At 60.7% G+C, this 18,620-nt stretch carries 11 protein-coding genes and 5 pseudogenes; 13 read left to right on the forward strand and 3 right to left on the reverse strand.

Annotation, left to right across the window (positions count from 1 at the left end):
* Positions 1–52: 52 nt before the first annotated feature.
* From nifK to AC0L3D_RS26445, 7 genes are all read left to right on the forward strand, one after another.
* Entirely contained in the window at positions 53–1,594 is a 1,542-nt protein-coding gene (gene nifK, locus AC0L3D_RS26415) for a nitrogenase molybdenum-iron protein subunit beta (RefSeq protein ID WP_473480581.1), read from the forward strand.
* Between the two features lie 60 nt (positions 1,595–1,654).
* The gene (gene nifE, locus AC0L3D_RS26420) at positions 1,655–3,157 is read left to right on the forward strand and encodes a nitrogenase iron-molybdenum cofactor biosynthesis protein NifE (RefSeq protein WP_473480579.1); all 1,503 of its coding nucleotides are present in this window, start codon (positions 1,655–1,657) and stop codon (positions 3,155–3,157) included.
* Positions 3,154–4,536: a nitrogenase iron-molybdenum cofactor biosynthesis protein NifN gene (gene nifN / locus AC0L3D_RS26425; RefSeq protein ID WP_473646290.1), complete on the forward strand. Its 1,383-nt coding sequence runs from the start codon at positions 3,154–3,156 to the stop codon at positions 4,534–4,536. Before nifE ends, nifN begins: the two co-directional genes overlap by 4 nt.
* Positions 4,502–4,999, forward strand: a complete 498-nt coding sequence (gene nifX / locus AC0L3D_RS26430; protein ID WP_163603092.1) for a nitrogen fixation protein NifX — start codon at positions 4,502–4,504, stop codon at positions 4,997–4,999. The genes nifN and nifX overlap by 35 nt, the downstream gene beginning before the upstream one ends.
* Before the next feature lie 16 nt (positions 5,000–5,015).
* A complete protein-coding gene (locus AC0L3D_RS26435) occupies positions 5,016–5,495 on the forward strand; it encodes a NifX-associated nitrogen fixation protein (protein ID WP_473511887.1) in 480 nt (159 codons plus the stop codon).
* A gap of 74 nt (positions 5,496–5,569) precedes the next feature.
* Positions 5,570–6,274 (forward strand): winged helix-turn-helix transcriptional regulator, encoded by a 705-nt coding sequence (locus tag AC0L3D_RS26440; RefSeq protein ID WP_473646292.1) that lies wholly within the window; start codon positions 5,570–5,572, stop codon positions 6,272–6,274.
* Between the two features lie 98 nt (positions 6,275–6,372).
* Entirely contained in the window at positions 6,373–7,260 is an 888-nt protein-coding gene (locus AC0L3D_RS26445) for a universal stress protein (RefSeq protein ID WP_473646293.1), read from the forward strand.
* Positions 7,261–7,788: 528 nt separating this feature from the next.
* On the opposite strand, the gene AC0L3D_RS26450 is transcribed toward AC0L3D_RS26445, so the two are convergent.
* Positions 7,789–8,451: a hypothetical protein gene (locus AC0L3D_RS26450; protein ID WP_473480573.1), complete on the reverse strand. Its 663-nt coding sequence runs from the start codon at positions 8,449–8,451 to the stop codon at positions 7,789–7,791.
* Between the two features lie 193 nt (positions 8,452–8,644).
* Between AC0L3D_RS26450 and AC0L3D_RS26455 the strand changes: the two are divergent.
* From AC0L3D_RS26455 to AC0L3D_RS26470, 4 genes and pseudogenes are all read left to right on the forward strand, one after another.
* Positions 8,645–8,988 (forward strand): annotated as a pseudogene (locus tag AC0L3D_RS26455) (oligopeptide/dipeptide ABC transporter ATP-binding protein); the annotation flags it as partial.
* 587 nt (positions 8,989–9,575) lie between these two features.
* Positions 9,576–10,562, forward strand: a pseudogene (locus AC0L3D_RS26460) (NAD(P)/FAD-dependent oxidoreductase).
* A 443-nt stretch (positions 10,563–11,005) separates the two neighbouring features.
* Positions 11,006–11,185, forward strand: a pseudogene (locus tag AC0L3D_RS26465) (ATP-binding protein); the annotation flags it as partial.
* A 61-nt stretch (positions 11,186–11,246) separates the two neighbouring features.
* Positions 11,247–12,413, forward strand: a complete 1,167-nt coding sequence (locus tag AC0L3D_RS26470; protein WP_473646295.1) for an NAD(P)/FAD-dependent oxidoreductase — start codon at positions 11,247–11,249, stop codon at positions 12,411–12,413.
* A gap of 403 nt (positions 12,414–12,816) precedes the next feature.
* Here AC0L3D_RS26470 and AC0L3D_RS26475 read toward each other — a convergent pair whose 3' ends face one another.
* A complete protein-coding gene (locus tag AC0L3D_RS26475; protein WP_473480568.1) occupies positions 12,817–14,604 on the reverse strand; it encodes an acetolactate synthase 3 large subunit in 1,788 nt (595 codons plus the stop codon).
* A gap of 186 nt (positions 14,605–14,790) precedes the next feature.
* Here AC0L3D_RS26475 and AC0L3D_RS26480 point away from each other — a divergent pair, with 186 nt between their 5' ends.
* Both AC0L3D_RS26480 and scpB read left to right on the forward strand, forming a co-directional pair.
* Positions 14,791–15,150 (forward strand): hypothetical protein, encoded by a 360-nt coding sequence (locus AC0L3D_RS26480; protein WP_473646296.1) that lies wholly within the window; start codon positions 14,791–14,793, stop codon positions 15,148–15,150.
* Between the two features lie 347 nt (positions 15,151–15,497).
* Positions 15,498–15,847 (forward strand): annotated as a pseudogene (gene scpB, locus AC0L3D_RS26485) (SMC-Scp complex subunit ScpB); the annotation flags it as partial.
* 606 nt (positions 15,848–16,453) lie between these two features.
* On the opposite strand, the pseudogene AC0L3D_RS26490 reads toward scpB, so the two are convergent.
* A pseudogene (locus AC0L3D_RS26490) lies at positions 16,454–16,837 on the reverse strand (LysR family transcriptional regulator); the annotation flags it as partial.
* Positions 16,838–18,620: the final 1,783 nt, after the last annotated feature.

The following is an 18,620-nucleotide window of genomic DNA, read 5'->3' on the forward strand; positions in this document are numbered from 1 at the left end:
TCGATCTATCTGAGCTGCCGAATGCGCGGCCAGATTAAAAAGAGGAATACCAATGCCGCAGTCGGCCGAAAAGATTCTCGACCACGCTCCCCTGTTCCGCGAGCCGGAATACAGGCAAATGCTCGCCGAGAAGAAGCTGAATTTCGAATGTCCGCACCCGGATCAGATCGTTACCGATCAAGGCGAATTTACCAAGACCTGGGAATACCGCGAAAAGAACCTCGCCCGGGAAGCGCTGGTAATAAATCCCGCCAAGGCCTGCCAGCCGCTCGGCGCGGTGTTCGCGGCCGCGGGCTTCGAGCGGACCATGTCCTTCGTCCACGGCAGCCAAGGCTGCGTGGCCTATTACCGCTCGCACCTGTCGCGCCATTTCAAGGAACCTGCTTCGGCGGTTTCCTCCTCGATGACCGAGGACGCGGCAGTGTTCGGCGGCCTGAAGAACCTGGTCGACGGGCTCGCCAACACCTACCAGCTTTACGATCCCAAGATGATCGCAGTGTCGACGACATGTATGGCGGAGGTCATAGGCGACGACCTGCACAGCTTCATCGAGAACGCCAAAGAGGAAAAGTCAGTCCCGCTCGACTTTGACGTGCCCTTTGCCCACACACCAGCCTTCGTTGGTAGCCATGTCGACGGCTATGACGGCATGCTCAAGGGTATTCTGGAGCACTTCTGGAAGGGCCAGCAGCGTACGGAAACCAAGGGAAGCATCAACGTCATTCCGGGCTTCGACGGTTTCTGCGTTGGCAACAACAGGGAACTCAAACGTCTGCTCGATGTGATGGGTGTTTCCTACACCTTCATCCAGGACGCGTCTGACCAGTTCGATACACCATCGGACGGGGAATACCGGATGTACGACGGCGGCACGAAGATTGATGAGGTGAGGGGGGCACTCGACGCTGAGGCAACGCTTTCGCTGCAGCACTACAACACCCGAAAAACGCTGGACTATTGCGGGCAAGTTGGGCAGGCCACGGCTTCCTTCCATTATCCGCTCGGCGTCCAGGCGACTGACGAATTGCTGATGAAGGTCTCGGCGCTTTCCGGGAAGGAAATCCCCGAGGCAATCCGGCTGGAGCGCGGCCGACTGATTGATGCCATGGCGGACAGCCAGTCCTGGCTGCACGGCAAGAAATACGCGATCTACGGCGACCCGGACTTCGTGTACGCCATGGCCCGCTTCGTCATGGAAACGGGCGGCGAGCCGACACATTGCCTCGCCACCAACGGCACCTCGGCGTGGGAAGCCGAGTTGAAGAAACTGCTTGCATCCTCGCCCTTCGGCAAGGACGCTCAGGTCTGGGCGGGCAAGGACCTTTGGGCTATGCGGTCTCTGCTCTTCACCGAGCCAGTGGACCTGCTGATCGGCAATTCCTATGGCAAGTATCTGGAGCGCGACACCGGCACGCCGCTGATCCGGCTGACATTTCCGATATTCGACCGGCACCACCACCATCGCTTTGCGCTCATGGGCTACCAGGGCGGATTACGCGTGCTGACCACGATCCTCGACAAGATCTTCGACAAGCTCGATCGCGAGACGAGCCAGACGGGCGTGACGGACTATTCCTATGACCTCACCCGCTAAAAGACGGCCGGCTTTTCGCCCAGGCGGTTCGTTGCCGAATTGGCTTTGGGGCTTAACGCGATGACCGCGCTCAGTGCCAAGATCCAGGACGTTTTCGACGAGCCTGCCTGCGACAAGAACCGTGGAAAGGACGCCAAGGCGCGCAAGGAGGGCTGCACAAGGCCGCTGACGCCAGGAGCGGCAGCGGGCGGTTGCGCGTTTGACGGGGCCAAGATCGTCCTGCAGCCGATCACTGACGTTGCGCACCTGGTCCATGCGCCGCTCGCCTGCGAGGGCAATTCCTGGGACAACCGAGGTGCTGCTTCGTCTGGGCCAACCTTGTGGCGCACAAGCTTCACGACCGACCTTACCGAACTCGATGTGGTGATGGGGCAGGGCGAGCGGAAGCTCTTCAAGGCGATCCGCGAAATCAAGGAAGCGTATGCGCCGCCGGCAGTCTTTGTCTATTCGACCTGCGTGACGGCGCTCATCGGCGATGATATCGAGGCAGTCTGTAAACGCGCCGCCGAAAAATTCGGCTTGGCCGTGGTTCCGATCAATGCGCCGGGATTGGCCGGCTCCAAGAACCTCGGCAACAAGCTCGCCGCCGAGGCGCTGCTCGACCATGTCATCGGCACGGTGGAACCCGACGACGCCGGGCCGTACGACATCAACATCCTTGGTGAATTCAACCTTTCCGGCGAATTCTGGCTGATAAAGCCGCTCCTTGATCGGCTCGGGATCCGGGTACGCGCCTGCATTCCGGGCGACGCGCGCTATCTCGACGTTGCTTCCGCGCACCGCGCCCGGGCGGCTATGGTGGTGTGCTCGACGGCCCTCATCAATCTAGCCCGCAAGATGGACAAGCGCTGGGACATCCCTTTCTTCGAGGGCTCCTTCTACGGGATCTCGGACACCTCGGAAGCCCTCCGCAAAATTGCTGAGCTGCTGGTGAGGAAGGGCGCCGATCGGGAGATCCTCGACCGCACAGAGACGCTGATCGCTGAGCAGGAGGCGGTTGCATGGAAGAAGCTCAAGGCCTACCGGCGGCGGCTCAAAGGCAAGCGCGTGCTGCTCAACACGGGTGGCGTGAAGTCCTGGTCGGTCCTCCATGCGCTGATGGAGATCGGCTTGGAGATCGTCGGCACCTCGGTCAAGAAATCCACGGTCGAAGACAAGGAGCGCATCAAACAGATCCTAAAGGACGACAACCACGTGTTCGAGCAGATGGCAGCGCGCGACCTTTACGCCATGCTCTCAGAAGGCAAGGCCGATATCATGCTGTCGGGCGGGCGCACGCAATTCGTCGCGCTTAAGGCCAAGACGCCCTGGCTCGACATCAACCAGGAGCGCCAATACCCTTACGCCGGTTACGACGGCATGGTGGAACTCGTACGCCAGATCGACCTCGCCATTCACAACCCGATGTGGTGCCAGGTGCGCGAGCGGGCCCCGTGGGAGTGCCAGCCCGATGTGAAGGACGAATTGCCGAGCACCAAGAATGACACGGCGACCATGCGCGCTGTCCAGGAATTCGCCGGCACGACGCGGACTATTTCGGCTGGTGTTGAGGAAATCCGATGACCCGCATCCTTTCCCAGACCAAATCAGCTTCGGTCAATCCGCTGAAATCGTCACAGCCGCTGGGTGCCGCGTTGGCCTTTCTAGGGATCGACGGCGCAGTGCCGCTGTTCCACGGCACCCAGGGCTGCACCAGCTTCGCGCTCGTGCTGTTCGTGCGGCATTTCAAGGAAACGATTCCCCTACAGACCACCGCGATGGACGAAGTGACAACCATCCTCGGCGGGTCAGACAATCTGGAAGAGGCGATCCTCAATCTCAAGACTCGCACGAAGCCAAAGCTGATCGGGGTCTGCACGACGGCTTTGGTGGAAACCCGGGGCGAAGATTCCGCCGGCGACATCGCCGACATCAGGCTGAAACGGGCGGAAGAACTCGCGGGTACGGAGATCGTGCTGGCCAACACGCCGGATTTCAGCGGCGCCCTCGAAGAGGGCTGGGCCAAGGCTGTCACCGCGATGATTGAAGGCATTACGCGGCCTGGCGAGCGGGCGCGCCAGTCAAAGAAGATCGCAATCCTGCCCGGCTGGAACCTCACTGTGGCTGACATCGAGCATTTGCGCGAGATGGTTGAAAGCTTTGGGCTGCACCCGGTGATTTTGCCGGACCTCTCAGGCTCGCTTGACGGTACTGTACCAGACCACTGGGTCCCGACCACCTATGGCGGTACGAGCGTCGAGGACATCCGCGAGCTCGGCGCGGCCGAGCACTGCATTGCCGTCTGCGAGCATATGCGCCGGCCGGCCGAGGTGCTGCACAAGGTGACCGGTGTCCCTTACGTGCTGTTCGAGTCACTGACCGGATTGAAGGACGCCGATCAGTTTGTTTCCCTGCTGTCCACGATTTCTGGCGAGTCTGTGCCGGCCAGTGTGCGCCGCCGGCGGGCGCAATTGCAGGATGCGCTGCTCGACGGACATTTCCATTTCGGAGGCAAGAAAATTGCTATCGCTGCTGAACCAGACCAACTCTATCAATTCGCAACCTTCTTCACGGGCATGGGCTCCAAAATCGCGGCGGCGGTCACGACGACCGATATGTCGGAAATTCTGGAAAAGGTATCGGCGGAGTCGATTCAGATCGGCGATCTCGGCGATTTGGAAACGCTTGCCGGCGGCGCTGATCTTCTGGTCACCCATTCACATGGACGCCAGGCGTCGCAGCGCCTTGGCATTCCGCTCATGCGCGTCGGCTTCCCCGTGTTCGACCGGCTCGGCAGCCAGCACAAGCTCTCAATCCTCTATCAAGGGACCCGTGATCTGGTTTTCGAGGTTGCCAACATGTTCCAAGCCGACCGGCATGCGCCGACGCCTGAGGAACTTGATCCATTCCGCAAGCGGGAAACGCCAGGTGGGCCCCGTTCGTCGCCTCTCACTCGTCACTGACGAGGTTCAAGGTCCGATGCGTGAACGACAAGCAGGCGCTTTGCGCGTGGCAATCGCAACCCAGGACATGAAGGAGCTCAATGCACATTTCGGGTCCGCCAAGCGCTTTGTCATCTACGATGTGACGCGCGAGGAATGGAACCTCCTGGAAGCCCTTGCCTTCGACGACGTCTCCGACGAAAGGGGGAAACATCGGACCGAGGGGGATGACCGCATCGCACCGAAGGTGGAAGCGCTGAAGGGCTGCCACCTCCTGTTTTGTCTGGCGATCGGCGGACCTTCGGCAGCCAAGCTTGTCTCGGCAAAAATCCATCCAATCAAGGTGCCGCAGCCACAACCCATCCAAGAGGTGCTGTTGCGCACGCAGACGATGCTGAGGACATGTCCTCCGCCCTGGCTGCGCAAGGTGCTGGCCGAAGCTGGTGTCGCCGGAGAGAAACCGTCCTTCGAGGACGAGGACTGAAACGAGGAAGAGCGAAATGTTTGAAGTCGCGGTTAGCCCTGCTGTCAACGAGGACGAGGCGGCCCTTGCCAGCCCGTTCGTCAAATGCCTCGTGCGGTTGATCCGTGCTCAAGATTCCCACGGGTCATGGGACGGCAAAGCGGACGCCGAGTTGCTGGCCGACTTCATCGTCAGCAAGGAACAGCGCCGTACGATTCCAATAATCGGCGATCCCGATCCGGACGTGCTGTGGAGGCTCGACAAGTTTTACACTGCCGTCGCCCTTGCGATCGAAGAGCGCTCCGGCCTGATGGCATCGCCGATGATCGAAATGAGCCATGAGGGCTTCGGGCGCGTGCTTTTCACCGCCGGGCGTCTGGTCGTTCTGTCCAAGACCCTGCGCGACGTGCATCGGTTCGGCTTCGAGACCCTCCGCAAGCTCGCCGAGGCCGGCACGAAACTGGTCGGCGACGCAATTGCAGCCATCGAAACCTATCCCGAGGTAGCACGCGCGTGATGGAAGCAGGCGTCGATGGCCACCTTACGCCGCCGACCCGGTCCGGGCCGATGGGGGCCCTTGGGATAGTGCCGATGAAGCCGCTGGTGCTGATCTGTTCGGACGATGCGGAGTTCTATCTGATGTATAGCCACGTTCTGGAGGCGGACGGCTTCGCGAGTGAGCCGGCAGGCTGCGTGAAGGATGCATTTGCATTGGCCGACCAGCGGGACTTCCAGGCTGTGGTGCTGGACTGCGGGCCAGCAAGCGCGACGGGACCCACAATCTGCGCCCGTCTCAAGGGGGAGCCGCGGACCGCCGACCTGCCCATCATTGCCCTGATCGCGGCGGGCGCGGCGAACCAGCACCTCGATCTCCTGAAGGCTGGCATTGACGAGAGCTTTGTGCGGCCGATCGCCCCGGCCAAGCTGCTCGACTGTCTACGGGAGAGGCTGGCGCTCACGAAGCGGGGCGCAAATGGTCTTGAAAACGGCGGCTGGCTCTCCTGTGGCGGCCTCGAGATGAAGCTCGACGCCCACCGGGTTCGCGGCAATGGCCACGATATCCACCTCGGACCCATCGAGTTCAACGTGCTGCGGCTTATGATTGAAGCTCCCGGGAAGGTCTTCAGCCGGGACGAACTTATCGGCGCGGCCTGGCCGCCCAATATCCATGTCGGTGCACGCACCGTCGATGTCCATATCAGCCGGATCAGAAAAGCCCTGAAAACGGCTTCGCCCGGCAGCGTCATTCGCACCGTCAGGTCGGCCGGCTATTCGCTCGAGAAGCCGGACGACTGAATCAAGTGCCGGGTGTGGTGCCACTCCCCTCCCTCGCGCGGTGAGCCGGTCTTGCGGCCTGAAACGCCCCTAAACGAATACTCAGGAGAAGCAGGCAAATGGCTTTTAAAAGCGTACTCTGTGTGACCGGCGCTGACAATTCCGATCAGGACGTCAGAACTGCCGCCGGCTTGTGTGCCGAAGTCGGCGCGCACCTTTCCGTACTGGTTATACCGCCTCCGATGCTCCTCATGTCGTATCCGTCGATCGGAGATGGTGTCCCCGAGTGGCCTGGAGGACGTGGACAGGCAATTGCCAGATTGAATGACCGGTTTCGACAAATCGACCGATTTACACTGGACGTGGCCAGAATGGAAAGACGCTCCAAAGATATCCAGAGACTGCTGAGAGCTATGTCGCTCGCCTATGACGTTGATACCGACTATTGCGATCCGGCATTCCTCGGCGAAGTGGCACGACAGCGGGCGCTCTGCGCCGACCTCACGATCATCGGACCGTGTCTCCTCAATGACGAGAATCTCGGACCTCCTGTTGTCAACGGCTGCTTGTTCGATACGGGAAGGCCGGTGCTCGTTGTGCCGAAGGGCACTGAGGCGACCTTGTGGCCACGGCGCGTCCTGGTCGGTTGGGATTCGCGAGTCGAGGCGTCCCGTGCGGTTCGGGAAGCGCTGGGTGTCTTATGCGCTGCTGAGGAAGTTCGTGTTGCCCTGGTCGATCCGAAGGCGAACTATAACGGGAACGGCGCGGAGCCTGGAGCCGACATCGCTGCCTATCTCACTCGGCACGGTGCTCGGGTGTCGGTTGATCTGTTGCCAAGTGCCGGCAAACCGGCGGCCACGGTGCTTGCGCAGCACGCAATCGAGACGTCTGCCGACATGATAGTCATGGGCGCTTATGGCAGCCGTCGGCTGCGTGAGCGGCTCTTTGGCGGCGTGACGAGATGGATCTTTGAGAAGCCGACATTGCCGCTGTTTTTGGCTCGCTGACTGGTTGCGGAGCCGCACCGATGCTGTTCGAAGCTCTACCGTGATGCCTGCATTCATACCTTAGAGGCGCTCCATCGAAACAATCATTGAACATGAAAAGCATTGCTCGGGAGACGACGCCCGCCGGAAATCTCTCCAGTCATGCGCAATGCGGAAAGTGGAACGGAGTCCTCCCAGTTCTGATACCCAGGGTACACCACTCAATTTAACCGCTCGCTTTCCTGGCGCATCCTGCAGCACCACGAGCTGACGATTGTGCTCGCGACCGCGGGACGCATTCGATCCGCAGCTTTGTCGAGGCTGCCTTCAGGCATGTTGGGAGGGAGATCGTCTGGAAGGGGAAGGCGTTGACGAGGTAGGCCGCGAGTAAACAGGCGCTGATCTGAATAGAAGCGGCTATTTCGGTCCAGGCCGAGGTGGACCTGCCGATTGGCGAGGGCTGCTAAGGCGGCCACCAAGCACGGTTGGAAGCCAAAGACGACTTTGATGAGCTCGTCTAGTGTCGAGACCGATTGTCACGCTTCGGAATCACGGTCGTTTAAAGGGAAAGATAATGATCTCGCCGGAGGGCAAACGCGTCTGGTCTCCGGACACGGCCGGGATGGTTGGGGTGCGCAGTGGTGCGCCGCTATCCGGCGCGCCCGAGGCAAAGGCCCTACGTGGCTTGCTGTTGTAAAACCAACTCGCCGGATAGCCGGGCACTACGCCGGCGTTGTCAACGGAGTTCGGGCCAAAACCGTCTCTGTAGAACCCCACCGTATGAAAGATGAAGGTATCTAGTTCGATATCGACGAGAACGATGATGTGCGCCTTCCACCCGAACCTCGGGTCGAAGCCGCTCATCCGGTCCTGGAGCCGTGTGTCAACGCGCGCGGTCAGATAATCCTTGCTGCTTCCAGCGTAGAGAACATCTGCGCCGGATCCGCAGAGCTTGTCATTGTCCCTGCCGAAAATGCGCGGTTCGTCGCGGCCATTGTCAGCGGAGAGTTCGTCCCATGCCTTCTCGCCGCAGGATCCGTGATAGCTTTCCCGGGTCAAAGACTGGTCGTCGCCTCCGCAGTCGGCGATCCGGTCGATGCCACTAGAACCCAAGCTAACATCGTGACGCTCGTTGCCGAAGGCTTCGGAAGCTGGTTGACCGCTAAGAAATCGTTTCAGCTGTAGGATGAGTTTTTTGATCTCAATTCTCACAGACTGCAGCCCACCACGCGACGAAGCGCCTCCATATATCGCTCGTCGAGTCATCGCTCTAATCGATTGCCATTATGCTCTCATTTGCACGATGAATGTTCCCACCTGCATTTCGCCTTCCCGCCGAGCAGTGCGCATGGCACTGCGGCGGCCCACGGGTGGCCAATCATCTGAACATTCAAGATGCCAAACCGCCAACCGTGTGGTGGTCACGTATCTCGGCCACATCGTCGAGCAGACATTGTCGCCGCCCTACCACCCCTATACCGATGCACTTTTGTCGGCGATCCCGATTGCCGACACCTGTGTGGTCAAGAAACACATTGTGCTCGAAAGCCACATTTCCTCGGCGATGGATCCGCCGAGCGGCTGCCCCTTCCAGACGCGCTGTCCGCGTAAGCATCTGGTTCCCAGAGAAATTTGTGAGCGCGAGGTTCCGCCCGTCCGAATGCTGCCGGTAGCCATAATATCAAGTGCCACCTACCGGACGACGCGGTCTTCGCAGTGATGGAGCCGGTCATCAAACTCAAGCCTTAGCCCGAAGAGGAGGCGGGTGAGAGAGGCGGGATCGGGATAGGATCAATTCGGTCGTGTGTGCGCCAGCTGCTGTGCGGCCGTGTCGACGTCTCTACAGCCTCCATCGCTGTTAGGTCGCCATCCCGGTCGACTTAGGCGCGGCGCGCCTGCCGGTGCCCCTCCTCACCCGACAGGGCCCCTACTTTCAACCAAACCAATGACCGAGACGAATTTCCCGAAGGCCCCCCACGGGATCTTCTTGGGTAGAGATCGCCGAAGACAACGGCGTCGGCAACGCACGCCGACGTTAGGAACAAAGGATCTGAGCGGGAACGGCAAAAAATTCAGACATCCGTTCGATCACTTTTCTCCAATGGTGCTGATCCGGGACATCCCGTCCGTTGCACATCATCGGCAATCCCTCCGAACATTAGGGACAGGCTAACCCTTGGCACAGGAAATGCTAATTTGCGCATTTGGGTCCATTCAGTAAATCGAGAATCAGACCGCCGCCGCATTCGCAGACACCTGGGCAGGAAGAAAAGGAACGATATGACTCTTGAAAAGTGGACACGCTTGTCGTCGGCGGCGGCCAAGCGGGAGTGGCTATGAGCGAGCACCTGAGCAAGTGCAGGGTGCCTCATCTAATTCTTGAACGCGGCCGCATTGCCGAACGCTGGCGCTCGCAGCGGTGGGACTCCCTCGTTGCCAATGGCCCGGCCTGGTATGACCGGTTCCCGGGCATGGAGTTTCCGGGGACCGGTCCCGATGACTTTGCCTCCAAAGGAGGAGGTCGCCGACTATTTTGTCGCTTATGCAAAGCAAATCAATGCGCGATCCGCTACGGCGTGGAGGTCAACTCGGGCAAAGAAATGTCGGGCGGCCCGGATTCCGCGTCGAGACGCCGGACGGCGTGATCGAAGCCAACAGCATCGTCGCCGCGACCGGACCTTTCCAGATCCCAGTTACGATCGCCCGCCGCGGGCCTATCGCGGGCGCGATTTCTAATGGTGGCTGGGCGTCCTCGGCAAGTGGGACGCCGAGACCCCGGGACCCGGCACCGAACACGTCACGGTCGCGGTGAGCGGCGCGCGCGGCGGCGAGACGATCGACTTCGGTCGTCTGGCCGCGCAGGGGCTTACGCTCCTCGGTATGACAAGCAAGTACCAGGACGGCGTGATGAGCTTCGCGCCCGATCTCGCGAAAAACATTGCCCTCGGCGACGTAAGCTTGATGTCGCTGCTGGATGAAGCCGACGCCTATGTTGCTCGCAACCGTCTCGACCTCTCGGAAGAGCCCGCGGCCCGTCGGGTCGACCAGGATCCGGAATGCGTGACCAATCCGGTCCGCGAGCTCGACCTGGCCGAGGCCGGGATAGCGGCGATCGTCTGGGCGACAGGCTTTGCTGTCGACTACAGCTGGCTGAAGGTCGACGCCTTCGACGAGAAGGGCCGGCCAAGGCACCACCGTGGCGTCTCGAGCCAGCCCGGCTCTATTGCCTGGGTTTACCTTGGCAGTCGCAAAGAGGGTCCAGCTTCTTCTGGGGCGCCTGGCATGATGCCAAACAGGTGGCCGACCGTATTTCGACGCAGTGAAAATATCTGGCCTACCATGCTGCCGCGAAGGGCCAGCCCGTGGATGCCTGACCTGACCCTGCCCGGCCTGCGGTGTGGAAGGATCACTGCCGCGAGCATCCATCTGCCCAGATCGTCGGTTATCCGACAATGTCGGGTTCCGGACGAGCTGGAATTCGAGAACTCATTGCTTGGGCAGACTTCTTTTCCGGCACGCCTCATGCATGGGAAGTTTTCGAACGCATTTGTGAGATGTCATCCCATGTTAGCCCCTCGAAGAACGAGCCGCGCCCGTTTGAAAAAGCCAAATCCTGTGGTGGAGGTAGCCGCTAAAAGCCGCCGTAACATCCGGAAAAGCTGCGCGACAGCATCACACGCGTCCTTCTCGCCCTTGGCGTGGGTTTGGCGTCCGCTGTCGATGTTGCCGACCTTGAGCCCAACGAGGACAGGCTTTTGCCCTCCTCATCTCGCCGAGCAACCGGGCACGCATCTTTGAGCCATTCTTCACCACGCGCCGCGATTGCGGCGGCACCGGCATGGGCCTCGGCATCGTGCTGGCCCTCCTGATAGCGCATGATGGCACGATCCGCCTGGTTGACTCCGAGCGCGGCACGCGCTTCGAGATCTTCCTGCCGGCTGCATGAATTGGAGCCTGATCCGAAAACCGTCTTTCGGGATCATGCTCTGGAACTGGAGAAGCGAAAAGTGCGCTACGACGTCGTCATCATCGGCGGAGCCATCGTCGGCTCCTCGATCGCCTATTATCTGCGCGAGGAAGGATTTTCGGGCTCGATCGCGCTGGTCGAGCGCGACCCGCAGTTCGCCCATGCGGCGACGACGCTGTCCTGTGCTTCGATCCGCCAGCAGTTTTCGATTCCGGAAAACATCCGGCTGTCGCAGTTCACGCTAAAACTGTTCCGGCGGCTGACGGAAGAATTCGGGGCCGACGCCGATATCGGCTTTCGCGAAGGCGGCTACCTCATCCTTGCCGGCGAGAACGGACTGCCGATCCTCAAGGCCAATCACCAGACGCAGATGGCCGAGGGCGCCGACATCGTACTTGAAGATGCGGAGGCGCTCGTCCGCCGGTTTCCGTGGCTGTCGGCGGAGGGCATCACCGCCGGCGCCTATGGCCGCACGGGCGAAGGCTGGTTCGACGCGCATGCCATGCTGATGCTGTTCCGCAAGGCGCTGCGCGAGAAGAAGATCGATTTCATCACCGCCGATGTGACCGGCATCGAACGGCAGGGCGAGCGTGTCACCAGCGTCAGCCTTGACAATGGCGAAAGGCTCGACGCCGGCATCGTCGTCAACGCCGCCGGGCCGAATGCCGGCAATGTTTCGGCAATGGCCGGACTGGTGCTGCCGGTGGAACCGCGCAAGCGCAATGTCTTCATCTTCGAGGCGCGCGAGAAATATGACGACATGCCGATGCTGGTCGATCCCTCAGGCATCTATGTCCGACCCGAAGGCTCGGTCTACATCACCGGCGGGGCCGAACCCGAAGAGGGCGACGGCCCCGCCGACCCCAACGATTTCGAGCCCGACTGGCCGCTGTTCGAAGAGGTGATCTGGCCGGTGCTGGCGACCCGCATTCCCGCCTTCGAAGCCATCAAGCCGACGCGCGCCTGGGCCGGCCACTACGACTACAACACGCTCGACCAGAACGCGGTGATCGGCCCGCATCCGCAGGTGGAGAATTTTCTCTTCGCCAATGGTTTTTCCGGCCACGGCCTGCAGCAGGCGCCGGCGGTCGGCAAGGCGCTGACCGAGCTGATCGTGCATGGCGGCTACCGCACGGTGGACTGCTCGGCGTTTGGGTACAGCCGAGTCGCTGAAGGGCGGGCATTCAGGGAATTGAACGTGATCTAACGCTGGCGTGACAGCGCCCCCCCTCTGGCATGCCGGCCATCTCCCCGCAAGGGGAGATCGGCAGCTTCACTGGCGGCTCCAAACTTCAGCCTTGGAGATTGGCGAAAGCAGCGATGACGGCCAATCTCCCCCCACACGGGGCAGGGCTATCGCATTTGAGTCATGAGTTGGAAGAGATAAGCATCGTTCCAGCCTGCACGCATCATTTTGCCACGCATGGTGTCCTTTTTGCTGTCCGTTCGAAAGGTATTAAGGCAGAAGCGCCAAGCGAGGTTTTCGGGGCCGTGATCCTTTCTGGTCCGGCAGTCGTCCTCGCAGAAGACCTCGTCGAGCTGCCAGTGCAGGCCATTCTCGACATCCCAGTGACGGCGCACGACGGCGAGCAGGACTCGCGTCCGCCAACTTACACCAGCTCCCTGCCCTTCGCGTCGATCGCGTTGGCAACCACCTCGTTCGTGGCCTCGTCGGGCAGCAGCATCTCGTTATGCGCCTTGCCGGACGGGATCATCGGGAAGCAGTTTGCCAGCGCGGCGACGCGGCAGTCGAAGATCACCGGCTTCTTGACCGAGATCATCTCCCTGATCGCGTCGTCGAGATCGCCGGGCTTTTCGCAGCCAATGCCGTGGCCGCCATAGGCCTCCGCCAGCTTGACGAAGTCCGGCATCGCCTCGGTGTAGGAGTGCGACAGCCGGTTGCCGTGCAGCAGCTGCTGCCACTGCCGCACCATGCCCATATACTGATTGTTCAGGATGAAGATTTTTATCGGCGCTTCGAACTGAACCGCGCAACTCATCTCCTGGATCGTCATCTGCACCGAGGCGTCGCCGGCAATGTCGATGACCAGCGAGTCCGGATGCGCGATCTGCACGCCCAAAGCCGCCGGAAGGCCGTAACCCATCGTACCCAGCCCACCTGAAGTCATCCAGCGGTTCGGCTTCTCGAAATGGAAATACTGCGCAGCCCACATCTGGTGCTGGCCGACCTCGGTGGTGATGTAGGTGTCGAGATGTTTGGTCAGCTCGGAGAGCCGCTGCACCGCATATTGTGGCATGATCACCTCGTCGTTGGGCGTGTAGGCCAATGAATCGCGGGCGCGCCAGCGGGCGATCTGCTCCCACCACGGATGGAGCGGCTTCTTGTCGGCCCTTGCCGTCGCGCGCCACAGCCGCACCATGTCTTCCAGCACGCGGCCGACATCGCCGATGATCGGCACGTCGGCGCGGACGTTCTTGTTGATCGACGACGGATCGATGTCGATGTGGATCTTTTTCGAGTTTGGCGAGAACGCGTTCAGCCGCCCGGTAATGCGGTCGTCGAAGCGCGCGCCGATGCAGATCATCACGTCGCAATCGTGCATCGCCATATTGGCTTCGTAGGTGCCGTGCATGCCGAGCATGCCAAGCCAGTTCTTGCCGCTGGCCGGATAAGCGCCGAGACCCATCAGGGTCGAGGTGATGGGAAAGCCGGTCAGGTCGACCAGTTCGCGCAGCAGGGGGCTCGCTTCCGCGCCCGAATTGATGACGCCGCCGCCGGAATAGATGACCGGGCTCTTGGCCTCCATCATCAGCGCCACCGCGGCCTTGATCTTGTCGAGGTCGCCCTGGACCTTGGGCTGGTAGCTGGTGCGCGGCGCCGTCTGCGGCGGCGTGTACATGCCCCTGGCGAACTGAACGTCTTTCGGCACGTCGACGACCACCGGCCCGGGCCGGCCGGTCGTGGCGACATGAAACGCCTCGTGCAGGATGCCCGCCAGTTCGTTGACGTCCTTCACCAGCCAGTTGTGCTTGGTGCAGGGCCGCGTGATGCCGATCGTGTCACATTCCTGGAACGCGTCCGAGCCGATCAGCGAGGTCGGAACCTGACCGGTGATGCAGACCAGCGGGATCGAATCCATCAGCGCGTCCTGCAGCGGCGTCACCGCATTGGTCGCCCCGGGCCCAGACGTCACCAGCATCACGCCGGCCTTGCCGGTCGAGCGTGCATAGCCCTCGGCGGCATGGCCGGCGCCCTGCTCGTGGCGCACCAGAATGTGTTGGACGTCGTCTTGCTGAAAGAGCTCGTCATAAATCGGGAGAACCGCGCCGCCGGGATAGCCGAAGAGATGCTTGACGCCATTGTCCTTCAGCGCCTGCACGACCATTTCGGCGCCGGTCATTTCACGCCGTCCGGTTTCGTCCTGTCGGTTGCTCATCGGTCTGTCCCGTTCTTGTCGCCTGCGGCGATTGCTGGTCGTTTAGTCTTGTTTCAGGCAATAAAAAGGCCCCCGAGGGAGCCTGTGTGTAGCGCATGGGAGGTTTTCGCCCGGCGGTTACACCGCCTTGCCCACGCGCTTTCCTACTACGAGAATGAGTGTCATCTTCATGGGCGCGGAGACTAATTGCGGGAAAGGCATGGTGTCAATGAGCAAATTCGACACCTCTGCCTATCGGCTTTAATTGCTAAAGAAGCGGCCGAGAGCGTCGGCCGTCTGTTCGGGAATTCCTTCCGGGAAAAAGTGGCCGCCTTCAAGCTTCTTGCCTTGAACGTCATCCGCCCAGGCCCGCCAGAGCGCGATCGGTCCGCCTTCTGCGGCATACCAGGTATCGATTGGTCCGTTGGCGCTCCAAACGGCGAGCAGGGGAATCCGGCGGCCGCCGGCCCAATCCGCCCTGTCGTGCTCGCGGTCGATTGTCGCTGCCGCTCGATGTTTCTCGCAGATTGCATGGACGTGGTAGGGATCGCGAAGGCGTCGACATAGGCTGCTTGGACTTCAGCGGAAAATGCGTCGGGCGACGAGCCCCATTCTCCGAGCGCATTATCAATGATGGCATCGGCGGCTGCGGACACGATGCGCTCGGGCAACGGCTCGGGCTGCGCCAGCAGCGACCATGGCCAGAATGCCAATACGAGCCTCGCGTCGGCCTCTCCCACGTTGTCTCCGTCGGCAGGACGTCGAGCACGGCGAGCCGGTTGATACGGTCAGGATGGTCACGCGCCATGCGATAGGCGACGCGTCCCCCGAAACGAAGAGGGCGGACGGCGGAGGAAGAGTTGTTCGATCGCGAGCTGGAACACTTGCCGGCAGAGGCGCGCTGGCGCGAATGGATGCACCGGGTGGAAGCGATGATTTTGCTGCGAGCGAGCCGGTCGGCCGCGAGACGCTCGCCCGCATCGTCGGCAAGAATTGGGGCATCGAGCTGCTCATTGACGACATTCGCGAGGAGCTGCGCGGCCTGCCCTACGATCTGGTCGCGATCGCCGGCGGCTGGCAGCACCGTAGCCGGCCTACGCCGATGCCATTCATGTCGCGTCAGGCGAGAGCGAACAGAGCAGCGATCTGTCGCAATCGGAGGCGCTGGTGCTGATGACGATCGCCTATTTCCAGCCGATCACCCGCAGTGAGCTGTCGAGCTTCTTTTGGCCGTGAGATCAGCCGCGATCTGATCGCCAACCTGTTGGAGAACGATGCGGGACGCTTGAGACAGATTAGAGGCAGTTGGGTAGACGGACATGCGCTCGACATCCACACGACGGGAAGTGTCTATCTCGGCGTGAACGAGACGGGCACGACGTCTATGACACTACGCGCTTCGAAGTCGGCGAGTTGCTCTACCGCTTGAAAATATCGCGCTGATCTTAAGGCTGCAGAGGAACTGGTCGCGATGGCCGCAGCCTACATCGCACCAAACGCGGCGAATTTCGATGTGCCATCCCGGTTGCGAACTGCATCGTGACCACGCGCCCGCCGACACAATTGAAGGGCGTAGTTGATCCACAGCGCCGCCGCGAACTGCAGTTGTGTGCGTCAAGTTCTTGTGTGGATGCCAGCCATTTTGCAAGGAGGAACCTGAAGCATTGGACATGTGATCGAGTGCGGTCATGTGTCAGGCCTTGATTTGCGGCCGTTCCATGTGCCGCGGGCCGGTATGGTGATGCGCGGATCAGGTCCAAATCAGCAAAGCGAGCTTGCGTGGGCTCTCAACTTGACTCTGGTTTTCCTGACCCCGATCTGATCGATCATTTGCCCATGCAGTTCATGCCTTCATTGTATTAAATATTCGTAGAAACGAGCCGGTGACGATGTCGAGATTTGGCGCGTGCTCGCGCAGCAGGGGTAGGAGAGGCGGCAGCAAGATCAGGGCTTGATGGTCGGGTATCGGCATTATTGTCTTTAATCGCCATCCCCCCTGGCGGTTCAACATCCCGCGGAGCGCATCCAACACCGGCGGCAGCATTCGGGCCAACCGTTCGGCCTGCGGCGTCGGGACCAAGCCGCTCGAGCCGCGAACCAAAAGATCGTCATTGAAAATGCCACGCAGCCTTGTCAACGCTCGGCTCATCGACGGTTGGCTCAAGCGCACGTGCCGAGCCGCATGCGTGACGTTGCGGTGCTCCAGCAGCGCCTCAAGAGACAACAGTAAATTCAGGTCAATGGATGCCAGCATTTGATGTTGCCGTGCGGCGTGAGCGCCCTCGACAATCAGTCGTGGCCGCTCGTTTGAAGGAACCTGCCGACTGCAAGAGAGCTCACCCATGTCTTTTTCCTCTTGTTTTAATATGGAATGTGCTCAAGCTAACGTCTTGAGATCTGGCGTGCGGTGTAGGTCGATGCTGCTTAGCACATCAGCGATGTCGCCAACCGGGTGGGTCGACATATTCAATACACGGGGTCTCGATCAGCGAAGCGATGACAGTCGAATGCTCGACACCGACGGACCCGGCGACGAGAGCCCTTATTGCGGATCGGCTCAACTAGTTTGACGAGGGGCCGCAGCCGCAAGTTCGTCGCTCCCGTGCCAGCACAATCGGCTACAACCGACCTGGGTAGTTGGTCTGCGGTCTTCGCCATCGGGGTTACCACAGCACATTAACCACGCCTCGGCGAGGCCGGAATGCTGCCCTGATTCACTTGGTCGCGATCAGCCTCATGCTGGCAAGTCCGCCGCCTAGAGCTTTGAGAGAAGCCGTGGCACCATCGATAGGATATCGTGGCCGTGGAGACTGTTCTTCATTGCGCTCCAAACGGTCTTTCCGTTCCTCTGGCGACATGCGAAATGCCTTTTCCGTGGAGGCCGCCACAGCCTCTGGGTCATAGGGATGGATAAGCTCATAATGTTCTTGATGGTCACTCCTGTTGACTGCTAGCTCTTGGCTTTGATCACAACCACGTTAGGAGCGGTCAGCAGGTGGGACAATCTCATTAGGCGCATGGCAGAATAGCACACACAAATAGGAACTAAGCGGGGCAGGAACTGAATTCCCAAAGCTTCGGTTTTGGATCATGGAGCGCGGCCGCCGCAACTATCCTGCGCAGCCAGCCAGGCCGAAGTTTCATCGACGGTGGCGGTGGTGGCAGAACGGGAGGAAAGGTTCGCGGCAAAGTGATTGTTCCTCACTTTGAAGGCGCTGCGTCTCAGTCTACCCCATGGTGGGAGAAGGTGGATGGGCGGGCGGCGCCGAGCCGGATGAGCAACCGTTTTCATGTTGCCGGGCCTCAGTTGAGCGTCATCGTTGGCTGGATCCGGGAGACCCGCGGCGGCAGCTTTCGGCGAGGTGATCATGGAACGATTTCTCCTTGGTCCGCGACGTGTCTGCGAATCACGGCGCATGTACCGTGCCAAGTGTGAAAACCGTTCAAACGCAAGGTGATGAATTCGCCTCAGCTACGTTGCGTATCCGATATTGTCGGACATTGGACAGGACCGAACGCAAAGCCCTCGCGGTGAGACGATATGTTGCTCGTGCGGAAGAGGATTGAGCGCTACTGCCGCGCAAATGGGATAGGATGTGCCTCGAACTGGCCGCGAGCACCTGAGAGCGTTGGAATTTGAGTGCGAGCTGGTGAAGGCCTGGAGACGATGGTGATCGGCGAGGTGGGCTTCCTCGATCGGCAGGCCAGGATCGCTACGAGCAGAGGAGTCAGGAGCGGTTCGGTTGGCCGGGAAGGGAGATGGCCGCCAGGCGACTCGCAGTGGAACGGTGCTGCATCGAGCATTCCCGCTCGAACAGATGCATGACCGCCCACCCCGTATTCGGCAATTGGCCGGAGCCGCTTGAGCTGAACGAAGAGCCGCCGTGCAGTGCCGTTCAGAAAGCTCGAATTTAGCGTAGGGGTCTTCTCCACGAGGAGCGTTGGTCCATCATGTGGTCTCATCGGTGGCTCCTTCGACTCAGGTTGAAGATCAGCAACCCGACCCTGCCGGGGAGCATCGATGACCACCGACACGC

Source organism: Mesorhizobium sp. WSM4837, from assembly GCF_055811435.1.